Source organism: Enterovirga aerilata (assembly GCF_013044135.1).
Lineage (GTDB): Bacteria > Pseudomonadota > Alphaproteobacteria > Rhizobiales > Beijerinckiaceae > Enterovirga > Enterovirga aerilata.
The window spans coordinates 215,867-233,243 of sequence record NZ_JABEPP010000007.1; the positions used below are offsets into that span (position 1 = coordinate 215,867).

Annotated in this window: 17 protein-coding genes; 8 read left to right on the forward strand and 9 right to left on the reverse strand. The window is 69.5% G+C overall.

Going from position 1 to position 17,377, the window contains the following annotated elements; translation table 11 throughout:
- The first annotated feature begins 45 nt into the window (after nt 1-45).
- Nucleotides 46-1,026: an MBL fold metallo-hydrolase gene (locus tag HJG44_RS22565; protein ID WP_171220648.1), complete on the forward strand. Its 981-nt coding sequence runs from the start codon at nt 46-48 to the stop codon at nt 1,024-1,026.
- A 41-nt stretch (nt 1,027-1,067) separates the two neighbouring features.
- Here HJG44_RS22565 and HJG44_RS22570 read toward each other — a convergent pair whose 3' ends face one another.
- The 9 genes from HJG44_RS22570 to HJG44_RS22610 form a co-directional block, all read right to left on the reverse strand.
- Complete coding sequence (locus tag HJG44_RS22570; RefSeq protein WP_171220649.1) at nt 1,068-2,192, reverse strand: zinc-binding dehydrogenase; 1,125 nt, start codon at nt 2,190-2,192, stop codon at nt 1,068-1,070.
- A gap of 101 nt (nt 2,193-2,293) precedes the next feature.
- On the reverse strand, nt 2,294-3,022 hold the full coding sequence (locus tag HJG44_RS22575) for an ABC transporter ATP-binding protein (protein ID WP_171220650.1): 729 nt from the start codon (nt 3,020-3,022) through the stop codon (nt 2,294-2,296).
- Nucleotides 3,019-4,782, reverse strand: coding sequence for a branched-chain amino acid ABC transporter ATP-binding protein/permease (locus tag HJG44_RS22580; protein ID WP_171220651.1), 1,764 nt, complete (start codon nt 4,780-4,782; stop codon nt 3,019-3,021). Before HJG44_RS22580 ends, HJG44_RS22575 begins: the two co-directional genes overlap by 4 nt.
- A complete protein-coding gene (locus HJG44_RS22585) occupies nt 4,779-5,822 on the reverse strand; it encodes a branched-chain amino acid ABC transporter permease (protein WP_171220652.1) in 1,044 nt (347 codons plus the stop codon). Before HJG44_RS22585 ends, HJG44_RS22580 begins: the two co-directional genes overlap by 4 nt.
- 36 nt (nt 5,823-5,858) lie before the next feature.
- Nucleotides 5,859-6,995 carry an ABC transporter substrate-binding protein gene (locus HJG44_RS22590; protein ID WP_171220653.1) on the reverse strand — a complete coding sequence of 379 codons (1,137 nt, stop codon included), beginning with the start codon at nt 6,993-6,995 and terminating at the stop codon, nt 5,859-5,861.
- Nucleotides 6,996-7,033: 38 nt separating this feature from the next.
- Entirely contained in the window at nt 7,034-7,528 is a 495-nt protein-coding gene (locus HJG44_RS22595; protein ID WP_210261286.1) for a MarR family winged helix-turn-helix transcriptional regulator, read from the reverse strand.
- Nucleotides 7,525-9,054, reverse strand: coding sequence for a class I adenylate-forming enzyme family protein (locus HJG44_RS22600; RefSeq protein WP_171220654.1), 1,530 nt, complete (start codon nt 9,052-9,054; stop codon nt 7,525-7,527). The genes HJG44_RS22595 and HJG44_RS22600 overlap by 4 nt, the downstream gene beginning before the upstream one ends.
- A 10-nt stretch (nt 9,055-9,064) precedes the next feature.
- A complete protein-coding gene (locus HJG44_RS22605) occupies nt 9,065-10,213 on the reverse strand; it encodes an acyl-CoA dehydrogenase family protein (RefSeq protein ID WP_171220655.1) in 1,149 nt (382 codons plus the stop codon).
- Nucleotides 10,214-10,327: 114 nt separating this feature from the next.
- Entirely contained in the window at nt 10,328-11,119 is a 792-nt protein-coding gene (locus HJG44_RS22610; protein ID WP_171220656.1) for an alpha/beta hydrolase, read from the reverse strand.
- 326 nt (nt 11,120-11,445) lie between these two features.
- Between HJG44_RS22610 and HJG44_RS22615 the strand changes: the two genes are divergently transcribed.
- From HJG44_RS22615 to HJG44_RS22645, 7 genes are read left to right on the forward strand one after another with little or no spacing between them, the layout of a single operon-like run.
- Nucleotides 11,446-12,348 (forward strand): creatininase family protein, encoded by a 903-nt coding sequence (locus tag HJG44_RS22615; protein WP_171220657.1) that lies wholly within the window; start codon nt 11,446-11,448, stop codon nt 12,346-12,348.
- 41 nt (nt 12,349-12,389) lie between these two features.
- Nucleotides 12,390-12,740, forward strand: coding sequence for a hypothetical protein (locus HJG44_RS22620; RefSeq protein ID WP_171220658.1), 351 nt, complete (start codon nt 12,390-12,392; stop codon nt 12,738-12,740).
- A 14-nt stretch (nt 12,741-12,754) separates the two neighbouring features.
- Nucleotides 12,755-13,594, forward strand: coding sequence for a DODA-type extradiol aromatic ring-opening family dioxygenase (locus HJG44_RS22625; protein WP_171220659.1), 840 nt, complete (start codon nt 12,755-12,757; stop codon nt 13,592-13,594).
- Nucleotides 13,591-14,262, forward strand: a complete 672-nt coding sequence (locus tag HJG44_RS22630) for an isochorismatase family protein (RefSeq protein ID WP_171220660.1) — start codon at nt 13,591-13,593, stop codon at nt 14,260-14,262. Before HJG44_RS22625 ends, HJG44_RS22630 begins: the two co-directional genes overlap by 4 nt.
- Nucleotides 14,263-14,302: 40 nt before the next feature.
- Entirely contained in the window at nt 14,303-15,796 is a 1,494-nt protein-coding gene (locus HJG44_RS22635; protein ID WP_171220661.1) for a 2-hydroxymuconic semialdehyde dehydrogenase, read from the forward strand.
- Nucleotides 15,797-15,816: 20 nt separating this feature from the next.
- Nucleotides 15,817-16,599 (forward strand): 2-oxo-hept-4-ene-1,7-dioate hydratase, encoded by a 783-nt coding sequence (gene hpaH, locus HJG44_RS22640; protein WP_171220662.1) that lies wholly within the window; start codon nt 15,817-15,819, stop codon nt 16,597-16,599.
- Between the two features lie 12 nt (nt 16,600-16,611).
- The gene (locus tag HJG44_RS22645) at nt 16,612-17,376 is read left to right on the forward strand and encodes an aldolase/citrate lyase family protein (RefSeq protein ID WP_171220663.1); all 765 of its coding nucleotides are present in this window, start codon (nt 16,612-16,614) and stop codon (nt 17,374-17,376) included.
- Nucleotide 17,377 lies beyond the last annotated feature (1 nt).

Below are 17,377 nucleotides of genomic sequence, written 5' to 3' on the forward strand. Positions count from 1 at the left end.
GGACAAGACGGATGCGATCGAGGAAGCAAGCTGAGGAGGTTCGAGATGACCGAGACCACCTTCACCCGCCGGCACGCTCTGCTCGGCGCCGCCATCGGGAGCGGCGCGCTCGCGCTGGGTCTGCCCAGGCCGGGCCTTGCCAAGGCGCCGATGCTCGGGACGCCGGCGCCCTATTTCTACCGGTTCAAGCTGGGCGGCGCAGAGGCGACGATCGTGTCCGACGGCACGCTGCCGCTCGGCAACCCGCATACCAACTTCACGGGCCTGTCCCCGCAGGAGATGGACAAGCAGCTCACCGACAACTTCCTGCCCACGACGAACGCCGTGCTCGAGCAGAACGTGCTCATCCTGAACACCGGCGACCGCATGGTCCTGTTCGACACCGGCATGGGCAGCCTGCAGCTCTTCGGACCGACCACCGGCAAGCTGCTGAGGACGATGAAGCAGGCGGGAATCGACCCGAATGACATCGACGCGGTCGTCATGAGCCATGCGCATGTCGACCATTGCGGCGGCAATGTCGGCGACGACGGCCGGAGCAACTTCCCGAACGCGCAGTTCTACATCAGCCAGGCCGATTTCGACTTCTGGACGGACGAGACGAAGGTCGCCAAGGAGTTCAAGGCGTTCCTGGACACGGCCCGGAAGAACCTCCTGCCCGTGCGGGACCGGCTGGTCTTCATCAAGGACGGGCAGGAGTTCCTGCCGGGGATCACCGCGCTCGCGGCGCCCGGCCACACGGTCGGGCACACGATCTTCATGATCTCCAGCGGCAACAGCCAGCTCTGCTATATCGGCGACCTCACGCATCACCCGGTCCTGCTGATGGAGAAGCCCCGCACGCAATTCGCCTACGACACCGATCCGAGGCAATCGGCCGAGACGCGGGTGAAGATGCTGACGATGCTGGCCGAGAAGCGGATCCCGATCCTCGCCTACCATTTCGCCTGGCCGGGCCTCGGCCACGTCGCCAAGGCGGGCGAAGGCTTCCGCTACTATCCCGAGCCGATGAAGATGGAGATGTGAGGCGGTTGCCGCCCGGTTTCCGCCGGGCGGCGACCCGATCATCACATGACGACGAGGTGGCGGATGACCTCGCCGCGGTCGAGCAGGTCGAAGGCCTCGTTGATCTCGTCGAGCGGGCCGGTCCCGGACATCAGCTTGGTCACCGGCAGGCGCCCCTGCTGCCACAGCTCGATGTAGCGGGGGATGTCCCGCGAGGGCACGCAGGAGCCCATATAGGATCCGCGGATGTCGCGCTCCTCGCCGACCAGCGCGACGGGCGGGATCTGGAAGCGCTGGTTCGGGTTGGCGAGGCCGGCCGCCGCCGTGGTGCCGCCCCGGCGCGTGAGGCGGAAGGCGAGATCGAAGGCCTGCACGGAGCCCGCCATCTCGACCGCGTGGTGGACGCCGCCGCCGGTGAGGTCGCGGACGGCTTCGACCGTGTTCGGGTCGCTCGCCATGAAGGTGTCCGTCGCGCCGATCTCGCGCGCCGCGTCGAGCTTGGCGTGCGAGATGTCGATCGCGATGACGCGGCTCGCCCCGCAGGCAAGCGCCCCGAGCACGGCGGAGAGCCCGACCCCGCCGAGCCCCACGACCGCCACGCTCTCGCCCATCCGCACCCGGCAGGTGTTCACGACCGTGCCGACGCCCGTCATCACGGCGCAGCCGAAGAGCGCGGCCTCGATCAGCGGCACGTCCCGGCTGATCTTCACGATCGAGCGGCGCGAGATGACGGCGTATTCGCTGAAGGCGGAGACGCCGCTGTGGTGGTTGATCTCCTCGCCGTCGCAGCGGATCCGGCGTGCGCCGGAGAGGAGGGTGCCGCGGCCGTTCGCCAGGTGCCCGGGCTCGCAGAGCTGGCCGCGGCCCTCGGCGCATGGGCCGCACGCCCCGCAGACCGGCAGGAACGACATGACCACGTGGTCGCCGACCGCGAGGTCGCCCACGCCCGGCCCGAGCTCCGCCACGACGCCCGACGCCTCGTGGCCGAGCGCGATAGGCGTCGGCCGGGGCCGGTCGCCGTTGATCGCCGACAGGTCCGAGTGGCAGACGCCCGCCGCCGCGATCTTCACCAGCACCTCGCCGGGACCGGGCGGCGCGAGCTCGACCTCCTCGATCGACAGCGGCCGGGTGTCCGCATAGGGGCGTTCGACCGGCGACGAGCGCAGGATGGCTGATCGGGCTCTCACGACCTCGCTCTCCTCCCCGGCGCCCCGTCCAGCCGGGCTCCTCACCGAACATCCCAGAGGGTGCCGGGCAGGGCAAGCCCGCGGCGGGCGATGCGGGAGGCTCAGCCGGCTGCGGAACCGCCCAGATAGGTGGCGGCGACCGCGGGGTTGTCGCGAAGATCGGCTGCCGAGCCCTCCATGGCGACCGCGCCGCGCTCGATCACGTAGCCGTAATCGGCGATGCGGAGCGCGGCGCGCGCGTTCTGCTCGACGAGCAGCAGCGACATGCCGCGATCGCGCAGGCCAGCGATGGCATCGAGGATCTCCCGCACGATCCGCGGGGCGAGACCGAGCGACGGCTCGTCCAGCATGAGGAGGCGCGGGCGGGCGAGGAGCGCGCGGCCGAGCGCGAGCATCTGGCGCTCGCCGCCCGACAAGGTGGAGGCGAGCTGGCCTGCCCGCTCCCGAAGCCGCGGGAAGAGCCGATAGATCTCCTCGCGCGCCTCCCGGCGCGTCCGCGCATCCTCGTGCCGGCGCAGGAAGCCGCCGAGCTCCAGATTGTCCGCGACGCTCATCTCGCCGAACAGGGCGCGCTCCTCCGGCACGAGGGAAAGCCCGATTTCCGCCCGCTCCTCCAGCGAAAGGCGATGGATCGGCTCCCCGTCGAACCTGATCTCGCCGCGGCAGGGCAGGGCGCCCATGAGGGCCTTGAGCAGGCTCGTCTTGCCCGCGCCGTTCGGCCCGAGCACCGTCACGATCTGCCCCGGGCCGACAGCGAGCGAAAGCCCGCGCACGGCCTCGCTCTCGCCGTAACGCACCTCGATCCCGCGCGCCTGCAGGAGGGAGGTCATGCCTCCGCCCCGCCCAAATAGGCCTCGATCACGCGCGGATCGCCCCGCACCGAGGCGGGGGTGCCCTCGGCGATCTTCGTCCCGAAATCGACGACGACGAGGCGGTCGACCAGGTTCATCACGAAGTCCATGTCGTGCTCGACGAGAAGGATGGTGACCCCCTCGTCGCGCAGCTCACGCAGCAGGGCCGAGAGCCGGGCCTTCTCGTGATGGCGCAGCCCGGCCGCTGGCTCGTCGAGAAGCAGGAGCTTCGGGTCGCTGGCCAGGGCCCGGGCGATCTCCAGGATGCGCTGCTGCCCGAGGGCCAGATGTCCGGCCGCCTGGGCTGCGAATTCGCCGAGGCCGACACGGTCGAGCTGGCGCTGGGCCTCGAACAGGATGCGGGCCTCCTCCGCGCGGTCGAGCCGGAGGGCCGAGCGGAGGATGCCCGCCTCTCCGCGCCCATGCGCGCCGAGTGCCGCGTTCTCCAGCACGCTCATCTCGGGGCGGAGGAGGACGTGCTGGAACGTGCGCGCCACGCCCGCGCCCGCGATCGCGCGCGGCGAGGCGCCGTCGATGCGCCGGCCTTCGAGGCGGATTTCCCCGGCCGTGGCCGGCTGCACGCCGGTCAGGAGGTCGAAGAGCGTGCTCTTGCCAGCCCCGTTCGGGCCGATGAGGCCCAGGATCTCGCCGGTCCGGATCTCGAAGGACACCTCGTTGACGGCGACGAGCCCGCCGAAGCGCTTCACGGCGCCGCGCACCTCCAGCAGCGCCTGCCCGGGCTGCGCCCGCTCCCGGCGCGGCAGCGGGCCGGCGGAGCCGGGCGCGCGGACGGGGGCGGGTTTCGGCAGGATGCGGGAAAGATAGGGCATCATTCCGCCGCCCGTCGTGTTGAGGAGGAGCACGACCAGGATGCCGAAGGCCGCCATCTCGTAGCTGCCGCTCCTGCCGAAAAGGTGCGGCAGGACATCGCGCAAAGCGGTTCGGATCGCCTCGAAGACGGCGCTGCCGAGGAGCGCCCCGCCGAGCTGTCCCGTGCCGCCGATCACGACCATGAAGAGGTAGTCGACCGAGGCGTTGACCCCGAAGGGGCTCGGATTGACCACCCGCACGTAGTGGGCCTGCAGCCACCCGGCGACCGCGGCCAGGATCGCCGCGATGCAGAACACCGCCACCCGGAGCCGGGCCGTCGGCACGCCGAGGCTCTCCGCCATGATCTCCGCAGGCAGGCTCCGCATTGCGCGGCCGACCCGGCTGTCGAGCAGGTTCGACGCCATCGCCATGGCGAGCGCGACCGCGGCCCAGACCAGCACATGGACGAGGCGCGGATCGGTGAAGGCGACGCCCCCGATCGCGATGGCGGGAAGGCCCGTGATGCCGTTGAAGCCGCCGAGCCCAGGCAGGTTGCCGAAAAGGAAGAACACGGCCATGCCCCAGGCGAGCGTGCCGAGGACGAGGTAGTGGCCGGCGAGCCGCACCGTGAGCGCGCCGAGCGCGAGCGCCACGAGGGCGGTCGCGGCGACGCTGACTGGCAGGCTCGCGAGCGGCGACCAGCCCTGGCCCACGGTGAGGAGGGCGGTCGCGTAAGCGGCGACGCCGCAGAACGCGGCCTGCCCGAAGGACGTCATGCCGGCGACGCCGGTCAGCAGGACGAGGCCGATGCAGACGAGCCCGTTCAAGCCGATATAGGTCAGCGCCGTCACGAATTGCGGCGGCAGCACGAGTGGCGCGAGCGCCAGCGCCAGAACGAGCCCGGCGAGGAAGAGGCGGCGGGCGCTCATTCGTGGCCCTTGCCGCGCGTCCGGATCTGCACGGCGGAGCGCCAGAGCAGGAAGGGCACGAGAAGGCCGAAGACGATCGCCTCCTTGAAGGGCGAGGCGTAGAAGGAGGCGCCCGTCTCGACCAGCCCGACCAGGAGGGCGCCGAGCACGGAGAGCGGGAAGCTCGCCATCCCGGCCATCACGGTCCCGACGAAGCCCTTCAGGGAGACGAGGAAGCCCGAGTCGTAATACAGGGCGGTCATCGGGCCGATCAGCACGCCCGAGACGGCTCCGATGAGCGCCGCGATCGTGAAGGCGAGCGCGCCCATGCTCTCCGTCCGGATGCCGACGAGGCGTGCGCCGAAGCGCTGCATGGCGGTGGCGCGCAACGCCTTGCCCCAGAGCGTCCTGCCGAAGAACAGCCCAAGCGCGGCCATCAGGGCGGCGGACACCGCGAGCACGATCAGGAGCTGATAGGAGAGGCGCGTGAAGCCGACATCCAGCCGGCCGGGCAGGAAGGGCGGGGAGCGAAACGATTCCGAGCCGAAGGCCGTCAGGCCGAGCCCGGTCAGGACGTAATGAACTGCGACCGCCACGAACATCAGGGTGAGGGTCGGCTGGTCCACCATCGGCCGGAACACCAGCCGATAGGTGAGAAAGCCGATCGGCGTGACCAGGGCGAGCACGAGCAGGATGGCGACTGGCACCGGCGCGTTCTGCGGAGCGAGCCAGAGCGTCGCCAAGACCGCCGCCGCGGAGGGCACGACGACCAGGGCGATGAGGCGCGGCCAGCCGCGCCAGTCGCCCGCCCGCCAGGCGCGCCATGTCTCCACGATCGCGGTGACGGCCGCCAGGCCGGCCAGGATCCAGACGGTTCCCGGCACTTCGCCCTGGCGCAGCACGGCAAGGGTCAGCGCGCCGAGCACCAGGAAGTCGCCCGCCGGCACCCAGAGGACCCGGGTGACCAGGAAGACGAGCAGGATGGAGAGGGCGAGTAGCCCGTAGATCAGCCCGCTCGTCAGTCCGTCCTGAAGCAGGATCAGCGCGATGGTCGCGTTCATCGGCACCCGCGCTGTCCAGCAGAAGCGTTCGAATCCTTACTTCGCGAGCCGGAAGGCGCCGTCCTTCACGACGACCAGCACGCGGGCGCGCTCGTCGACCCCGTAATGGTCCTCGGCCGTGAACCTGTAGACGGCATTGGTGCCCGCCACCTCGCGGCCGGATTGCAGGGCGTCGCGGAGTGCGGCCCGGAATTCCGGCGTGCCGGGCTTGGCGGTCTTCAGCGCCTCCTTCGCGGCCGCTTCGACGAGCAGCATCGCGTCCCAGGCATAGCCCGCCACCGGGCTGGCCGAGCCCTTGCCCCACTTCGCCTCGTATTTGGAGATGAAGTCGAGCGACACGGGCTTGATCGGATTGGAATCGGGCAGTTCGGCCGCCGCGACGACCGGACCGGTCGGCATGAGCGCGCCTTCGCCCGCCTTGCCCGCCGCGTCGATGAAGGCTTTCACGACCGTCCCGTGCGTGTGGTAGATCGGCCCGGTGAAGCCCTGGTCCTTGAGCGTGATCTGCGGCAGGGCCGCGGCGCTCCCGGAGGCGCCGACCAGGACCGCATCCGGCGAACTCGCGATCACCTTCAGCACCTGCGCGGTCACCGACGTGTCCGTCCGGTTGTAGCGCTCGCCGGTCGTGACCTCGATCCCGGCCTTCCTGGCCTCGGCCGTGAGCGCGTTCCAGTTCAGGTCGCCCCACCCGTCGGCATAGCCGATGAAGGCGATCGATTTCAGCTTCCGCTTCTTGAGATCCTCCACGATGGCCGAGACCATGATCGGGACGGGCTGCGGAAGGTTGAACACCCAGGGCCGCTTGGCGGGCGCGATCTGGATGGGTGAGAGCGCGATCTGCGCGGTCTTCGCCTCGACGGCGACATCCGTCATGGCCGAAGCCGTGACGGTCGAGGTCGAGCCCAGGATGATGTCGACCTTGTCCTCGTCCACGAAGCGGCGGGCGTTCTTGACGGCCGTCGTCGGGTCGGTCGCATCGTCCACGACGATCCATTGCACGCCGGTGCCCGCGATCGTCTTCGGGAAGACCTCCGCGGCGTTGCGGTAGGGGATGCCGTTGGCGGCGTTCGGCCCGGAGAAGGTGCCCGAAAGCCCGACCTTGATGTCCTGGGCGAGCGCCGGAGCCGAAAACGCGGTTGCGGCGACCAGAGCCGCGGCGACGGATTTCATCATGGACCCTGTTCCCTCTCGCTTGTGGTTGGACCGACGTTTCAGAGACTGTTTCTGAGCGTGACCCGCAGCGCGGCTTTCAGGTCGTCGAGGCCACGCATGAGATCCTCCTTCCGCTGCCGGGGGAAGCGGTCGAACATCTCGCGGATCCAGCTCTCGTGCTCGGCGGCCATCTCGGCGAAGGCGGCCCGGCCGGCCCTGGTCAGCGTGATGACGATCGCGCGCCTGTCCCCCGCGGCGCGCTGACGTTCGGCCAGGCCGCGGCTGACGAGATCGTCGATGACCACCGTGACGTTCGAGCCGGTCACCATGGTGCGGCGGGAGAGCTCGCCCATGCGTATGCCGCCCGGCGAGCGTTCGAGCTGGGCGAGCAGGTTGAACTGGGTCAGCGTGATCCCGAACCGCGCCTTCATGCGCGCCTTCACCTCGTTCTCGACCCCGTGCGTGCAGGCGAGGAGCCGCAGCCAGAGGCGGAGATCGGTCTTGTCCGGAACGGGATCGCCCGCCGTTGCGGGCGTGGCGCGCGCGGCGCTCACCGCAAGGCTCCGGCTTCGGGAAAGAGGGCCGGGCGGTAGAGCTTGCCGGTCGCGCCGGTCGGAAGGCGGTCGCGGACATGGATCCGCTTGGGCAGTTTCAGGGCGGGCAGGATGCCGTCATCGCGGCACCATTCGAGCACGGCGCCGGGGTCGAGCTGGGCGGCCTTCGGGACCACGAAGGCTTCGACGCGCTGGCCCCATTCCGGGTCCGGAACGCCGATCACGGCAGCCTGGGCGACGTTCGGGTGACGCATGAGGGCAAGTTCCACCTCCTCCGCCTGGATCTTTATCCCACCCGAATTGATGACGTGATCCACCCGTCCGGCAAGCGCGATTCTGCCGTCCGGGGAAAGTCGGCCGACATCTCCCGTCCGCCACCAGCCATCCTTGAAACAGCGCGCGGTCCGCTCCGCATCCTTCCAGTAGCCCTTTGCCAGAGAGGGCGCCCTGAGGAGGATTTCGCCCTCGCTCTCCGGCCCACCTTCGGCGGGCGCGATGCGCAACTCGCAGCCCGGGACGGGGAGGCCGCCCGGCCCGGCGAGCGGCTCGCCGCGTCGCTGTTCCGCGACGATGCCGCAGGCGCAACCGCCCTCCGTCGAGAGGTAGGCCGACCGGACGGAGGGCGCCATGCGGGCCAGAACCGCCTCGACGACATCCGCACCTGCCGCCTCGCCCGACATGAAGGCCGAGCGAAGCGCGGAGAGGTCGTGGTCCTCGGGACCGGCCGCGAGCACATGCCGCCACATGGTGGGGACGAGCGGGGCATGGGTGATGCGCTCGGCCGCGAGGCCCCGCAGGAAGTCCTGCGGCTCGAAACGGGGCTGGAAGACGAGCTTCGCGCCGGCCCCGAGGAAGGGCAGCACAATGTTCAGCCAGCCTCCGAAGGAGGTGCCGATCGCGACCAGGACGGAGTCGAACGCGGTGATCTCGCCATAGACCTCCGGTCCCGCCGCAGCGTTGGCGAGCAGCGATCCGTGCGTATGGATCGCGCCCTTCGGCCGGCCCGTGGAACCGGAGGAAAGGCAGATGGCGGCGACATCGTCGCGCGATGCGCGGTCGAGCGCCGGCGCGGCGTTGCCCTCCCGGCCCTCCGCCAGCGTGGTTGGGCTGCTCGGATCCGCGTCGAGGACGCGCAGATGCGGCTGGGTCGTCGTTTCCGCCTGAATCGCACGCGCCCGGTCCAGGAATTCCTGGTCGCAGACCAGCGCGTCCGCCTCGAGCCAGTCGAGCGTCTCGGCAAGGCGCCGGTCCGTTTCCAGGACGTGGAGGTTCGTGGCCGCCGCGCCGAGCCGCACCGCCGCGAACCAGGTGACCGCGTGGGCCGCGCTCGGCCGGCACAGGAACGCCACTCGGCCGCCGAATCGCACGCCCGCATCCGCGAGGAGAGCGGCCCGCCGCACCGTCTCCCGCTCTGCCACACGGCCGTCCAGCCGCCACCGGGCATCCACGATGAGATCCCGCCCGGCGCGCATCCCGGCGCTCGCGGCGAAGAGCTGGCCGAGATTGGTATGAGACCGGAGCGGCATCGCGGCCTCCTCAATAGGCCCGGCTGATGATGTGCTTCATGACCTCGCTCGTGCCGGCCCAGATCCGGTGCACGCGCGCGTCGGTCCATGAGCGCGAGATCGGGTATTCCGCCATGTAGCCGTAGCCGCCGTGGAGCTGGAGGCACTCGTCGATGACGCGGTCGGCGAGCTCGGTGGTCCAGAGCTTCGCCTTCGCGGCCATCTCGGGCGAGAGCCGGTTCTCGGCGAGAAGCTCGATGCAGCGGTCCACGAAGGGCCGCCCGACATCGATCTCCGTCTCCATCTCTGCCAGCTTGAAGCGGGTGTTCTGGAAGGAGACGATCGGCTTCCCCCAGGCGGTCCGGCTGCGGACATAGTCGAGCGTGGCCTCGAAGGAGGCCTGCGCCATGGCGATGGAGCGCACCGCCACCACCATGCGCTCCTGCGCGAGCCCGTGCATGAGCTGCGCCCAGCCCTGGTTCTCGATACCGCCGAGCAGGCGATCGGCCGGGACCCGGACGCCGTCGAAGAAGAGCTCGGCCGTGTCCTGCGCGTGGTTGCCGATCTTGCGCAGCTTGCGGCCGCGCCGGAACCCGGGGGCCTGCGTGTCGACGATGAAGAGCGAAATGCCCTTGGCCCCGAGCTCGGGCGAGGTCTTCGCCGCGACCAGCACGAAATCGGCGATGATGCCGTTCGTAATGAAGATCTTCGAACCCTGGAGCAGGTAGGCGTCGCCGTCACGCGTCGCGCTCGTGCGGATGCCGCCGAGATCGCTCCCCGTCCCGGGCTCCGTCAGGCCGATGGCGGCGATCGCCTCGCCCGCGGCCATGCGCGGCAGCCACTCGGCCTTCTGCGCCTCCGTCCCGAAATGGGTGAGGAACGGCGCCACGATATAGGAGTGCATGTCCCAGGCGGGCGCGCCGATGCTGAGCCGCCCGAGCTCCTCCAGCACCACCGCATCGTAGCGGAAATCGCCGCCGGCGCCGCCGTAAGCCTCCGGGATGCTCGTGCCGAGAAGGCCGATCTCGCCGGCCCGCAGCCAGATCTCGCGCGGCGTCTTCCCGGCCTCTTCCCAGGTCTCGTATTGCGGCAGGACCTCGCTCTCAAGGAAGGCGCGGACGGAACGCCGGAAAGCCTCGTGCTCCTCCTGGAAGACGGTTCGGGCGATCTCGGACGGCATCGCATCTCTCGGCCGCACCGCGCGGCGACGGATAGTTCAACTCAGGACATTTCAGTTTTCAAGCATCTTCTTTCGGCGAAGCGGGCCGGGCTGCCCAGACTGGCGCCGCGCCCATCAGCTGAATGCGACCCGCAGCGCCGCGCCTGCCATCGCCAGCATCGTCCACGGCGCCTTCATGACACCGGTCATGGTCAGGCAGCCATGCATCTGGTCGTTGACGTGGAGATGCTGGACGCGGATGCCCGCCCCGCCGAGAGCCGCGGCGTAGGCACGGCCCTCGTCGACGAGCGGATCGTGGGCGACGGTCAGCACGAAGGCGGGCGGCAGGCCGGAGAATCTCCGCGCGAGCAGAGGCGAGGCGCGCCAGTCTTCCTGCTGTACCGTGTCCTGCAGATATTGGTCGCGGAACCAGCGCACGCCCGGCGCAGTCAACGCGACCCCCTCCGTGAAGCGCCCGTAGGAGGGATGCGCCATGCGCTGATCGACGGCCGGGTAGAGGAGGAGCTGGAAGGCGAGCTGAGGCAGGGCGCCGTCTAGCGACAGATGGGCGAGGACGGCCGCAAGGTTGCCGCCGGCGCTGTCGCCGCCGACCGCGATCCTGCCGGGATCGAGACCGAGGCCGGAGGCGTTCGCGGCGAGCCAGGCCGTCGCGGCGCTCGCATCCTCGACCGCGGCCGGGAAGCGGTGCTCCGGGGCGAGCCGGTAATCCACCGAGGCGACCGCGCAGCCCGCCTCGTTGGCGAGCGCGCGGCAGATCACGTCATGCGTGTCGAGGTCGCCCACGACCCAGCCGCCACCATGGAAGAAGACGAGCACGGGCAGGCGCCTGTCCGCATCCGTCCCGCGTCCCCGGTACAACCGGACCGGGATCGCTCCCGCCGGGCCCTCGGCCGCGAGATCGCGCATCGCCGCCACCTCCGGGGCGGAACCCGCATCTTCAGGCGCGATTCGCGATAGGCCCGCCGCATCTCTCGGGCATCGAGCCGAGCATAGTCCGGCTCTCCGGCGGCGCGAAGCTGCGCCAGGACGGGAAGAAGGTCGGGGTCGATCGGGGCGGTCATCTGGGTCCCTTGCTGCGGGCCAGGATTGGCACGGGATCCGGCCGTCGCGAAGCGGCTTACGCGCGAGAATGTGCCGGAGCGGTCATTACTGTCCACAATCTCGAAGCTTGCGTGAATTTCGAAAATCGAGGATAACCTGGACGCAGTAATCGCACCCCGACGAGGCTCCGCTTGGACCGCCGCACTCTCCTCACGTCGAGCCTCGCCGGCATGGCCGCCGCTGCCGCGAGCGCGCCGGAGACGCGGGCGCAGGCAGGCGGGAGCGGTCCCCCGCCCTTCGCCGAGACCATGGCGGAGATGACCTGGCAGGAGGCCGATGCCGCCGCCAAGTCGGGCGCGTCGGTCCTTTGGGCTTTTGGTGTGATCGAGCAGCACGGCCCGCACCTGCCGCTCGGAACCGATGTGTACATCCCGTCCGCGGTGCTACGGCGCGCGCGCCAGATCCTGGCCGAGCGCGGACACCAGGCCGTGATCCTCCCGGCCTTTTACTGGGGCATCAACCAGGTCTCGGGTGCTTTCCCGGGCTCCGTCGAGGTGCAGCCCGCCACCATGATCGCCTTGATGGCGGACGTGCTCTCAAGCGTGAAGAAGCAGGGTTTCGCACGCGTCTTCTGTACTTCCGGGCATGGCGACGCCTTGCACAACAAGACGATCTTCGATGGCGTGACGGCCGGCCGGGCCGCGTCCGGGATCGACGCGGCGGTCCTCTTCAATGCACCGCTCGTGAAGCGGCTCGGGCTCGACACGGCCAGCCCGGCCGTGCTGGGGTTCGAGGTTGCCGAGAGCCCGGCAAGGTTCATCGATGTCCATGCCGGGGACCCGGAAACGTCGGCGATGCTGCACATCCATCCTGAACTCGTCCGCAAGGATCTTCTGCCGACGCTGAAATCGACGGATTACGGCCCGGCCGATCTTGCCGAATGGCGCAAGGGCCAGGAGGCCGCGCGGGCCAAGACGCCGCTCGGCTATTTCGGCGATCCCGCCTCGGCGGACGCGTCGCGGGGCGCCGCGCGCCTGGAAGGGCAGGCAAAGGCGATGGCCGAGGTCATCCTCGCCCGCGTCGGCGGGAAGTAGCCGCCGCGGCCCCGCGGCCGCGTGTCATCACGGGAGAGCCCATGTCAGACGCCACCCCGAAGCCGGCTCCGTCGGCGAACGATTTCGATCCCGACCTCCCGTCGAACCGGATGGTATTCGACGTTCGGCGGGACAATTCGGTCTGGCCGCATTTCAGGGAGCGGCTCGAGGATCTTATGAGCCAGTACGGCCTGAGCGAGCCGGAGAAGGAGGCGTTCCGCGCCATCGACGTGCGGCGGCTCGCCGAACTCGGCGTCCATCCGTATTTCCTGCCGCAGATCACCCGCCTGTTCCACGGCTCGGCCGGCAACACGACGAAGAGCGCGGCCGCCGAGGCGTATCGCAAGTCGTGGGGCGACAAGATCGTCGAGCACCGTCCCGAGACGAACTGAAGAGGACCGAGGAGATGGGTGAGTTCGTCGCCATCATGGGCATGGCCCATGCGCCGGGCGTCACGGGCTGGATCGATGCCTGCCCGGTCGAGGACCAGAAGGCGATCCAGGCCGGCTACGAGGAGCTCGGCCGCATCATGCGGGACGCCAAGCCGGATGTGATCATCGGGGTCGGCAACGACCACCTGCTCAACCTGCCGCTGAAGAACCCGCCGAACTGGCGCGTCGACTGCGCAGGCGAGTGGAACGGCCCGGCCGAGTTCTTCAAGGCGTGGTTGAAGCAGCCGGGCTATCACGTGAAGGGCCGGCCGGACGTCGCCGAGGTCCTCGTGCGTGAGGCCATGGCCTCCGGCTTCAAGATCGACCGAGGCGAGAACCTGCTGTTCGACGACAACTGGTCGGTGCCGCTCTGGTATCTCGGCTACGACGTGCCGATCCTGCCGATCCACATGAACTGCATCAACCCGCCGGTGCCGGAACCGGCGGAATGCATCCGCTTCGGCCGCGAGCTGCGCCGCATCGTGCGCGAGGTGCTGCCGCCCGGGCTGCGGGTCGGCCTCATGGGCACGGGCGGGCTCTCGCACGAGCCTGGCGGGCCGCGCTACTTCACCATGGACACGAAGTTCGATCGCTGGTTCCTCCAGCTCATGGAGGAGAGCGACGCCGACCGCGTCATCCGCGAGGCGACCATCGAGCGCATGAACGAGGCGGGTGGCGGCGGCACGACGGAGCTTTTGGCCTGGATGGTCGCCATGGCCGCGGCCGGGGGCACGCCGGCCCGGACCGTCTTCTATGTCGCCAGCCAGGAGATGCGCTGCGGCATCGGCGGCTCCGTCTGGACGACCTTCGCGTGAGCATCCCCTCCCGCTACGCCAGCCGGTCGGTCCTGCCCGGTCCGGCCGAACGGCTCGCGCCGGGCCGCACGGCGCTTGTCGTCGTCGACATGCAGAACGACTTCTGCGCGCCGGGCGGCTACATCGCGTCCGCGCTCGGCAAGGATGTCTCGGGCCTCGCAACGATCGTGCCTCCGCTGAAGGTCCTGCTGGGCTCGGCGCGGGAGGCGGGTGTTCCGGTCGTCTGGCTCGCGGCCTGCTACGAGGAGGAACTGATTCCACCCTCGATGATCGCCCAGAAGCGCCGGCTCGGGGTGGAGGCGGTCTGCTGCCGCAAGGACAGCTGGGGTGCCGATTTCTTCGGCGTGAGCCCGGCCGAGGGCGAGCCCGTCTTCGTCAAGCATACCTATTCCGGGTTCTCGAACCCGACGTTCGAGCGGCATCTCGCGAGCCATGGCGTCGAGTCCCTCGCGTTCTGCGGCGTGCAGACCAATGTCTGCGTGGAGTCGACGCTGCGCGATGCCCATGCGCGGGGCTTCGACGTGGCAATCGTGTCCGACGCGGTAGCCTCGCATGCGCCGCACATGCACGAGGCGACGCTCGCCAATGTGCGGTTCCTGTTGGGCGACGTGGTCGCGTCGGCCGATCTTCTCGCCCTCTGGTCCCTCAAGGACGCGGCCGCCGCCTGAGCGGCCGCCGCCAACGACAAAAACGCGGGAGCATCACCCAATGAGCAGCGCCATCACGCCGCTGGCCGCGGACCGGCCGGTGCATCTGAATCATTTCATCGACGGCCGCTTCGTCTCAGCGAACGGGCGCAGCTTCGAGAACCGCAACCCTGCTACCGGTCAGGTCATCGGCACCGTTGACGAAGCCGACGCTGCCACTGTTGACGCGGCCGTGCAGGCCGCCCGCCGCGCCATGAGGGGTCCCTGGGGCAAGACCACCGAGCAGGAGCGCGCCGCGATCCTGCGCAAGGTCGCGGACGGCATCATGCGCCGCTTCGACGACTTCCTGCAGGCCGAGGTGCTGGACACGGGCAAGCCCGTGAGTCTCGCCTCGCATATCGACATTCCGCGCGGCGCCGCGAATTTCAACGTCTTCGCCGACCAGGTCCTGACGCTCTCGACCGAGACCTTCCGCACGGCGACGCCGGACGGGCGCGGCGCGCTGAACTACGCGATCCGCGTGCCGCGCGGCGTTATCGCGGTGATCTGCCCCTGGAACCTGCCGCTGCTCCTCATGACCTGGAAGGTCGCGCCAGCGCTCGCCTGCGGCAACGCGGTCGTCGTGAAACCGTCCGAGGAGACGCCGACGACCGCGACGCTGCTCGGCGAGGTGATGAACGAGGCGGGCGTCCCCCCCGGCGTCTACAACGTCGTGCACGGCTTCGGGCCGGCCAGCGCGGGCGAGTTCCTGACGCGCCATCGTGGGGTGAACGGCATCACCTTCACGGGCGAGACCCGGACCGGCGAGGCCATCATGAAGGCCGCGGCGGAGGGCGTGCGGCCGGTTTCGTTCGAGCTCGGCGGCAAGAACGCGGCCGTCATCTTCGCCGATTGCGACCTCGATGCCGCGGTCGAGGGCACGATGCGTTCGGTCTTCGCGAATTGCGGCCAGGTGTGTCTTGGGACGGAGCGGGTCTATGTCGAGCGGCCGATCTTCGACGCGTTCGTCTCGCGCCTGAAGGAGGCGGCCGAGAACCTTCGGATCCGGGACCCGTTCGACAAGGGCGGGACCCTCGGCCCCCTGATCTCGGAGGAGCATCGCCGCAAGGTCCTGTCCTACTACGAGCGGGCCGCGACCGAGGGCGCGACGATCGTCACGGGAGGCGGTGTGCCCGACCTGCCGGCGCCGCTCTCCGGCGGCTCCTACGTCCAGCCCACCATCTGGACGGGGCTCCCCGACGATTCGGCCGTCCTGCGCGAAGAGATCTTCGGGCCGTGCTGCCATGTCGCCGCCTTCGACGACGAGGCGGATGTGATCGAGCGGGTGAACGATAGCCCCTATGGTCTCGCGACCGCGATCTGGACCCAGAACCTTGCCCGAGCCCACCGCGTCGCGGCGCAGATCGAGGTCGGTATCTGCTGGGTCAATTCCTGGTTCCTGCGCGATCTGCGCACGCCCTTCGGCGGCTCCAAGCAGTCCGGGATCGGCCGCGAAGGCGGCGTACACTCGATGGAATTCTACACCGAGCTCCGCAACATCTGCGTGAAGCTCTGAAGGGTCGGGGAGAAGCGTCCATGTTGTCCGAAGCCGAGCGCCTGCACGCCGTCGAGCAACTGCTCGAAGCCGAGCGCACCCGCACGCCTGTCGTGCAGCTCTCCAAGACCTTCCCGCATATCGAGATCGAGGATTCCTACTGGATTCAGAGCGAGGTCACTCGACGCAAGATCGAGGGCGGGAGGAAGCTCATCGGCCACAAGATCGGCCTCACCTCGAAAGCGATGCAGCAATCGTCGCAGATCGACGAGCCGGATTACGGGCATCTCCTGGACGACATGATGATCGCGGACGGGGCAAAGGTTCGCCATGCCGATTACTGCGTGCCGCGCGTCGAGCCCGAACTCGCCTTCGTGCTGGGCAAGCCGCTGAAGGGGCCTGGCGTCGGCCTCCTCGACGTGCTGCGCGCGACCGAATACGTCGTGCCGGCGATCGAGATCATCGATGCGCGGGTGCAGAACCCGCGCAAGATCTTCGATACGGTGGCCGATAACGGCGCGGCCGCCGGCATCATCCTGGGCGGCCGCCCGGTGAAGCCGATGGACATCGACCTGCGTTGGGTCGGCGCGATCTTCTATCGGAACTCGGAAATCGAGGAGACGGGCCTCGCGGCCGGCGTGCTCGGGAACCCGGCGCTCGGCATCGCCTGGCTCGCCAACAAGGTCGCGCCCTTCGGCACCGTGCTCGAGCCTGGCCATATCATGCTGTCCGGGTCCTTCACGCGGCCGGTCTGGGCGGATAAGGGCGACACGCTGCACGCCGATTTCGGGCCGCTCGGCGGCGTCGCCGTGCAGTTCGTCTGACCGGAGTTCCCCGTGGACCTGCCCCAGAACCGTTTCAAGGCGGCGCTCGCGCGCGGCGAGTTGCAAATCGGGCTCTGGAGCAGCCTGTGCAGCAATATCGTGGCAGAAATCATCCGCGATTCCGGCTTCGATTGGATTCTGCTCGATACCGAACATTCCCCGAACGAGCTGCCGGGCCTGATCTCGCAGATGCAGGCTCTTACGGGCGGCACGGCGACCCCGATCGTGCGCCCGGCCTGGAATGACGCCGTCCTCATCAAGCGCATCCTCGACGCGGGTGCGCAGGCGCTGCTGATCCCCTTCGTGCAGAATGCGGAAGAGGCGGCAAGTGCGGTCGCCGCGACCCGGTACCCGCCCGACGGCATTCGCGGCATCACGTCGAGCGGACGCGCGGCGAGGTTCGGCCGGGTGACGACCTACCTCAAGACCGCCGCGCAGGAGATCTGCGTTCTCGTCCAGGTCGAGACCGGGGAGGCTCTCGCTCGGATCGAGGAGATCGCCTCCGTGCCGGGCGTCGACGGCGTGTTCATCGGACCCGCCGACCTCTCGGCCTCGCTCGGCCATATCGGCAACCCGGGACATCCGGAGGTGCAGGAGGCGATCAGGAGCGCGGTCGATCGGCTGACCGCGCTCGGCAAGCCAGCCGGCATCCTGACGCCGAACGAGGCTGAGGCGCGCCGCTACATCGAGTGGGGCTACAGGTTCGTGGCGGTCGGCTCAGATCTCGGCATCATGGCCAAGGGTGCGGACGCGCTCGCCCGCGCCTTCAAGGGCTGAA

Excerpts from the sequence above, each read along its gene's own strand:
- HJG44_RS22590 (WP_171220653.1), bottom strand. The coding sequence starts at position 6,995 with ATGATGAAATCCGTCGCCGCGGCTCTGGTCGCCGCAACCGCGTTTTCG.
- HJG44_RS22575 (WP_171220650.1), bottom strand. The coding sequence starts at position 3,022 with ATGACCTCCCTCCTGCAGGCGCGCGGGATCGAGGTGCGTTACGGCGAG.
- HJG44_RS22610 (WP_171220656.1), bottom strand. The coding sequence starts at position 11,119 with ATGCGCGATCTCGCGGCCGAGGGCCCGGCGGGAGCGATCCCGGTCCGG.
- HJG44_RS22565 (WP_171220648.1), top strand. The coding sequence starts at position 46 with ATGACCGAGACCACCTTCACCCGCCGGCACGCTCTGCTCGGCGCCGCC.
- HJG44_RS22580 (WP_171220651.1), bottom strand. The coding sequence starts at position 4,782 with ATGAGCGCCCGCCGCCTCTTCCTCGCCGGGCTCGTTCTGGCGCTGGCG.
- HJG44_RS22600 (WP_171220654.1), bottom strand. The coding sequence starts at position 9,054 with ATGCCGCTCCGGTCTCATACCAATCTCGGCCAGCTCTTCGCCGCGAGC.
- HJG44_RS22605 (WP_171220655.1), bottom strand. The coding sequence starts at position 10,213 with ATGCCGTCCGAGATCGCCCGAACCGTCTTCCAGGAGGAGCACGAGGCT.
- HJG44_RS22585 (WP_171220652.1), bottom strand. The coding sequence starts at position 5,822 with ATGAACGCGACCATCGCGCTGATCCTGCTTCAGGACGGACTGACGAGC.
- HJG44_RS22635 (WP_171220661.1), top strand. The coding sequence starts at position 14,303 with ATGAGCAGCGCCATCACGCCGCTGGCCGCGGACCGGCCGGTGCATCTG.
- HJG44_RS22620 (WP_171220658.1), top strand. The coding sequence starts at position 12,390 with ATGTCAGACGCCACCCCGAAGCCGGCTCCGTCGGCGAACGATTTCGAT.
- HJG44_RS22625 (WP_171220659.1), top strand. The coding sequence starts at position 12,755 with ATGGGTGAGTTCGTCGCCATCATGGGCATGGCCCATGCGCCGGGCGTC.
- hpaH (WP_171220662.1), top strand. The coding sequence starts at position 15,817 with ATGTTGTCCGAAGCCGAGCGCCTGCACGCCGTCGAGCAACTGCTCGAA.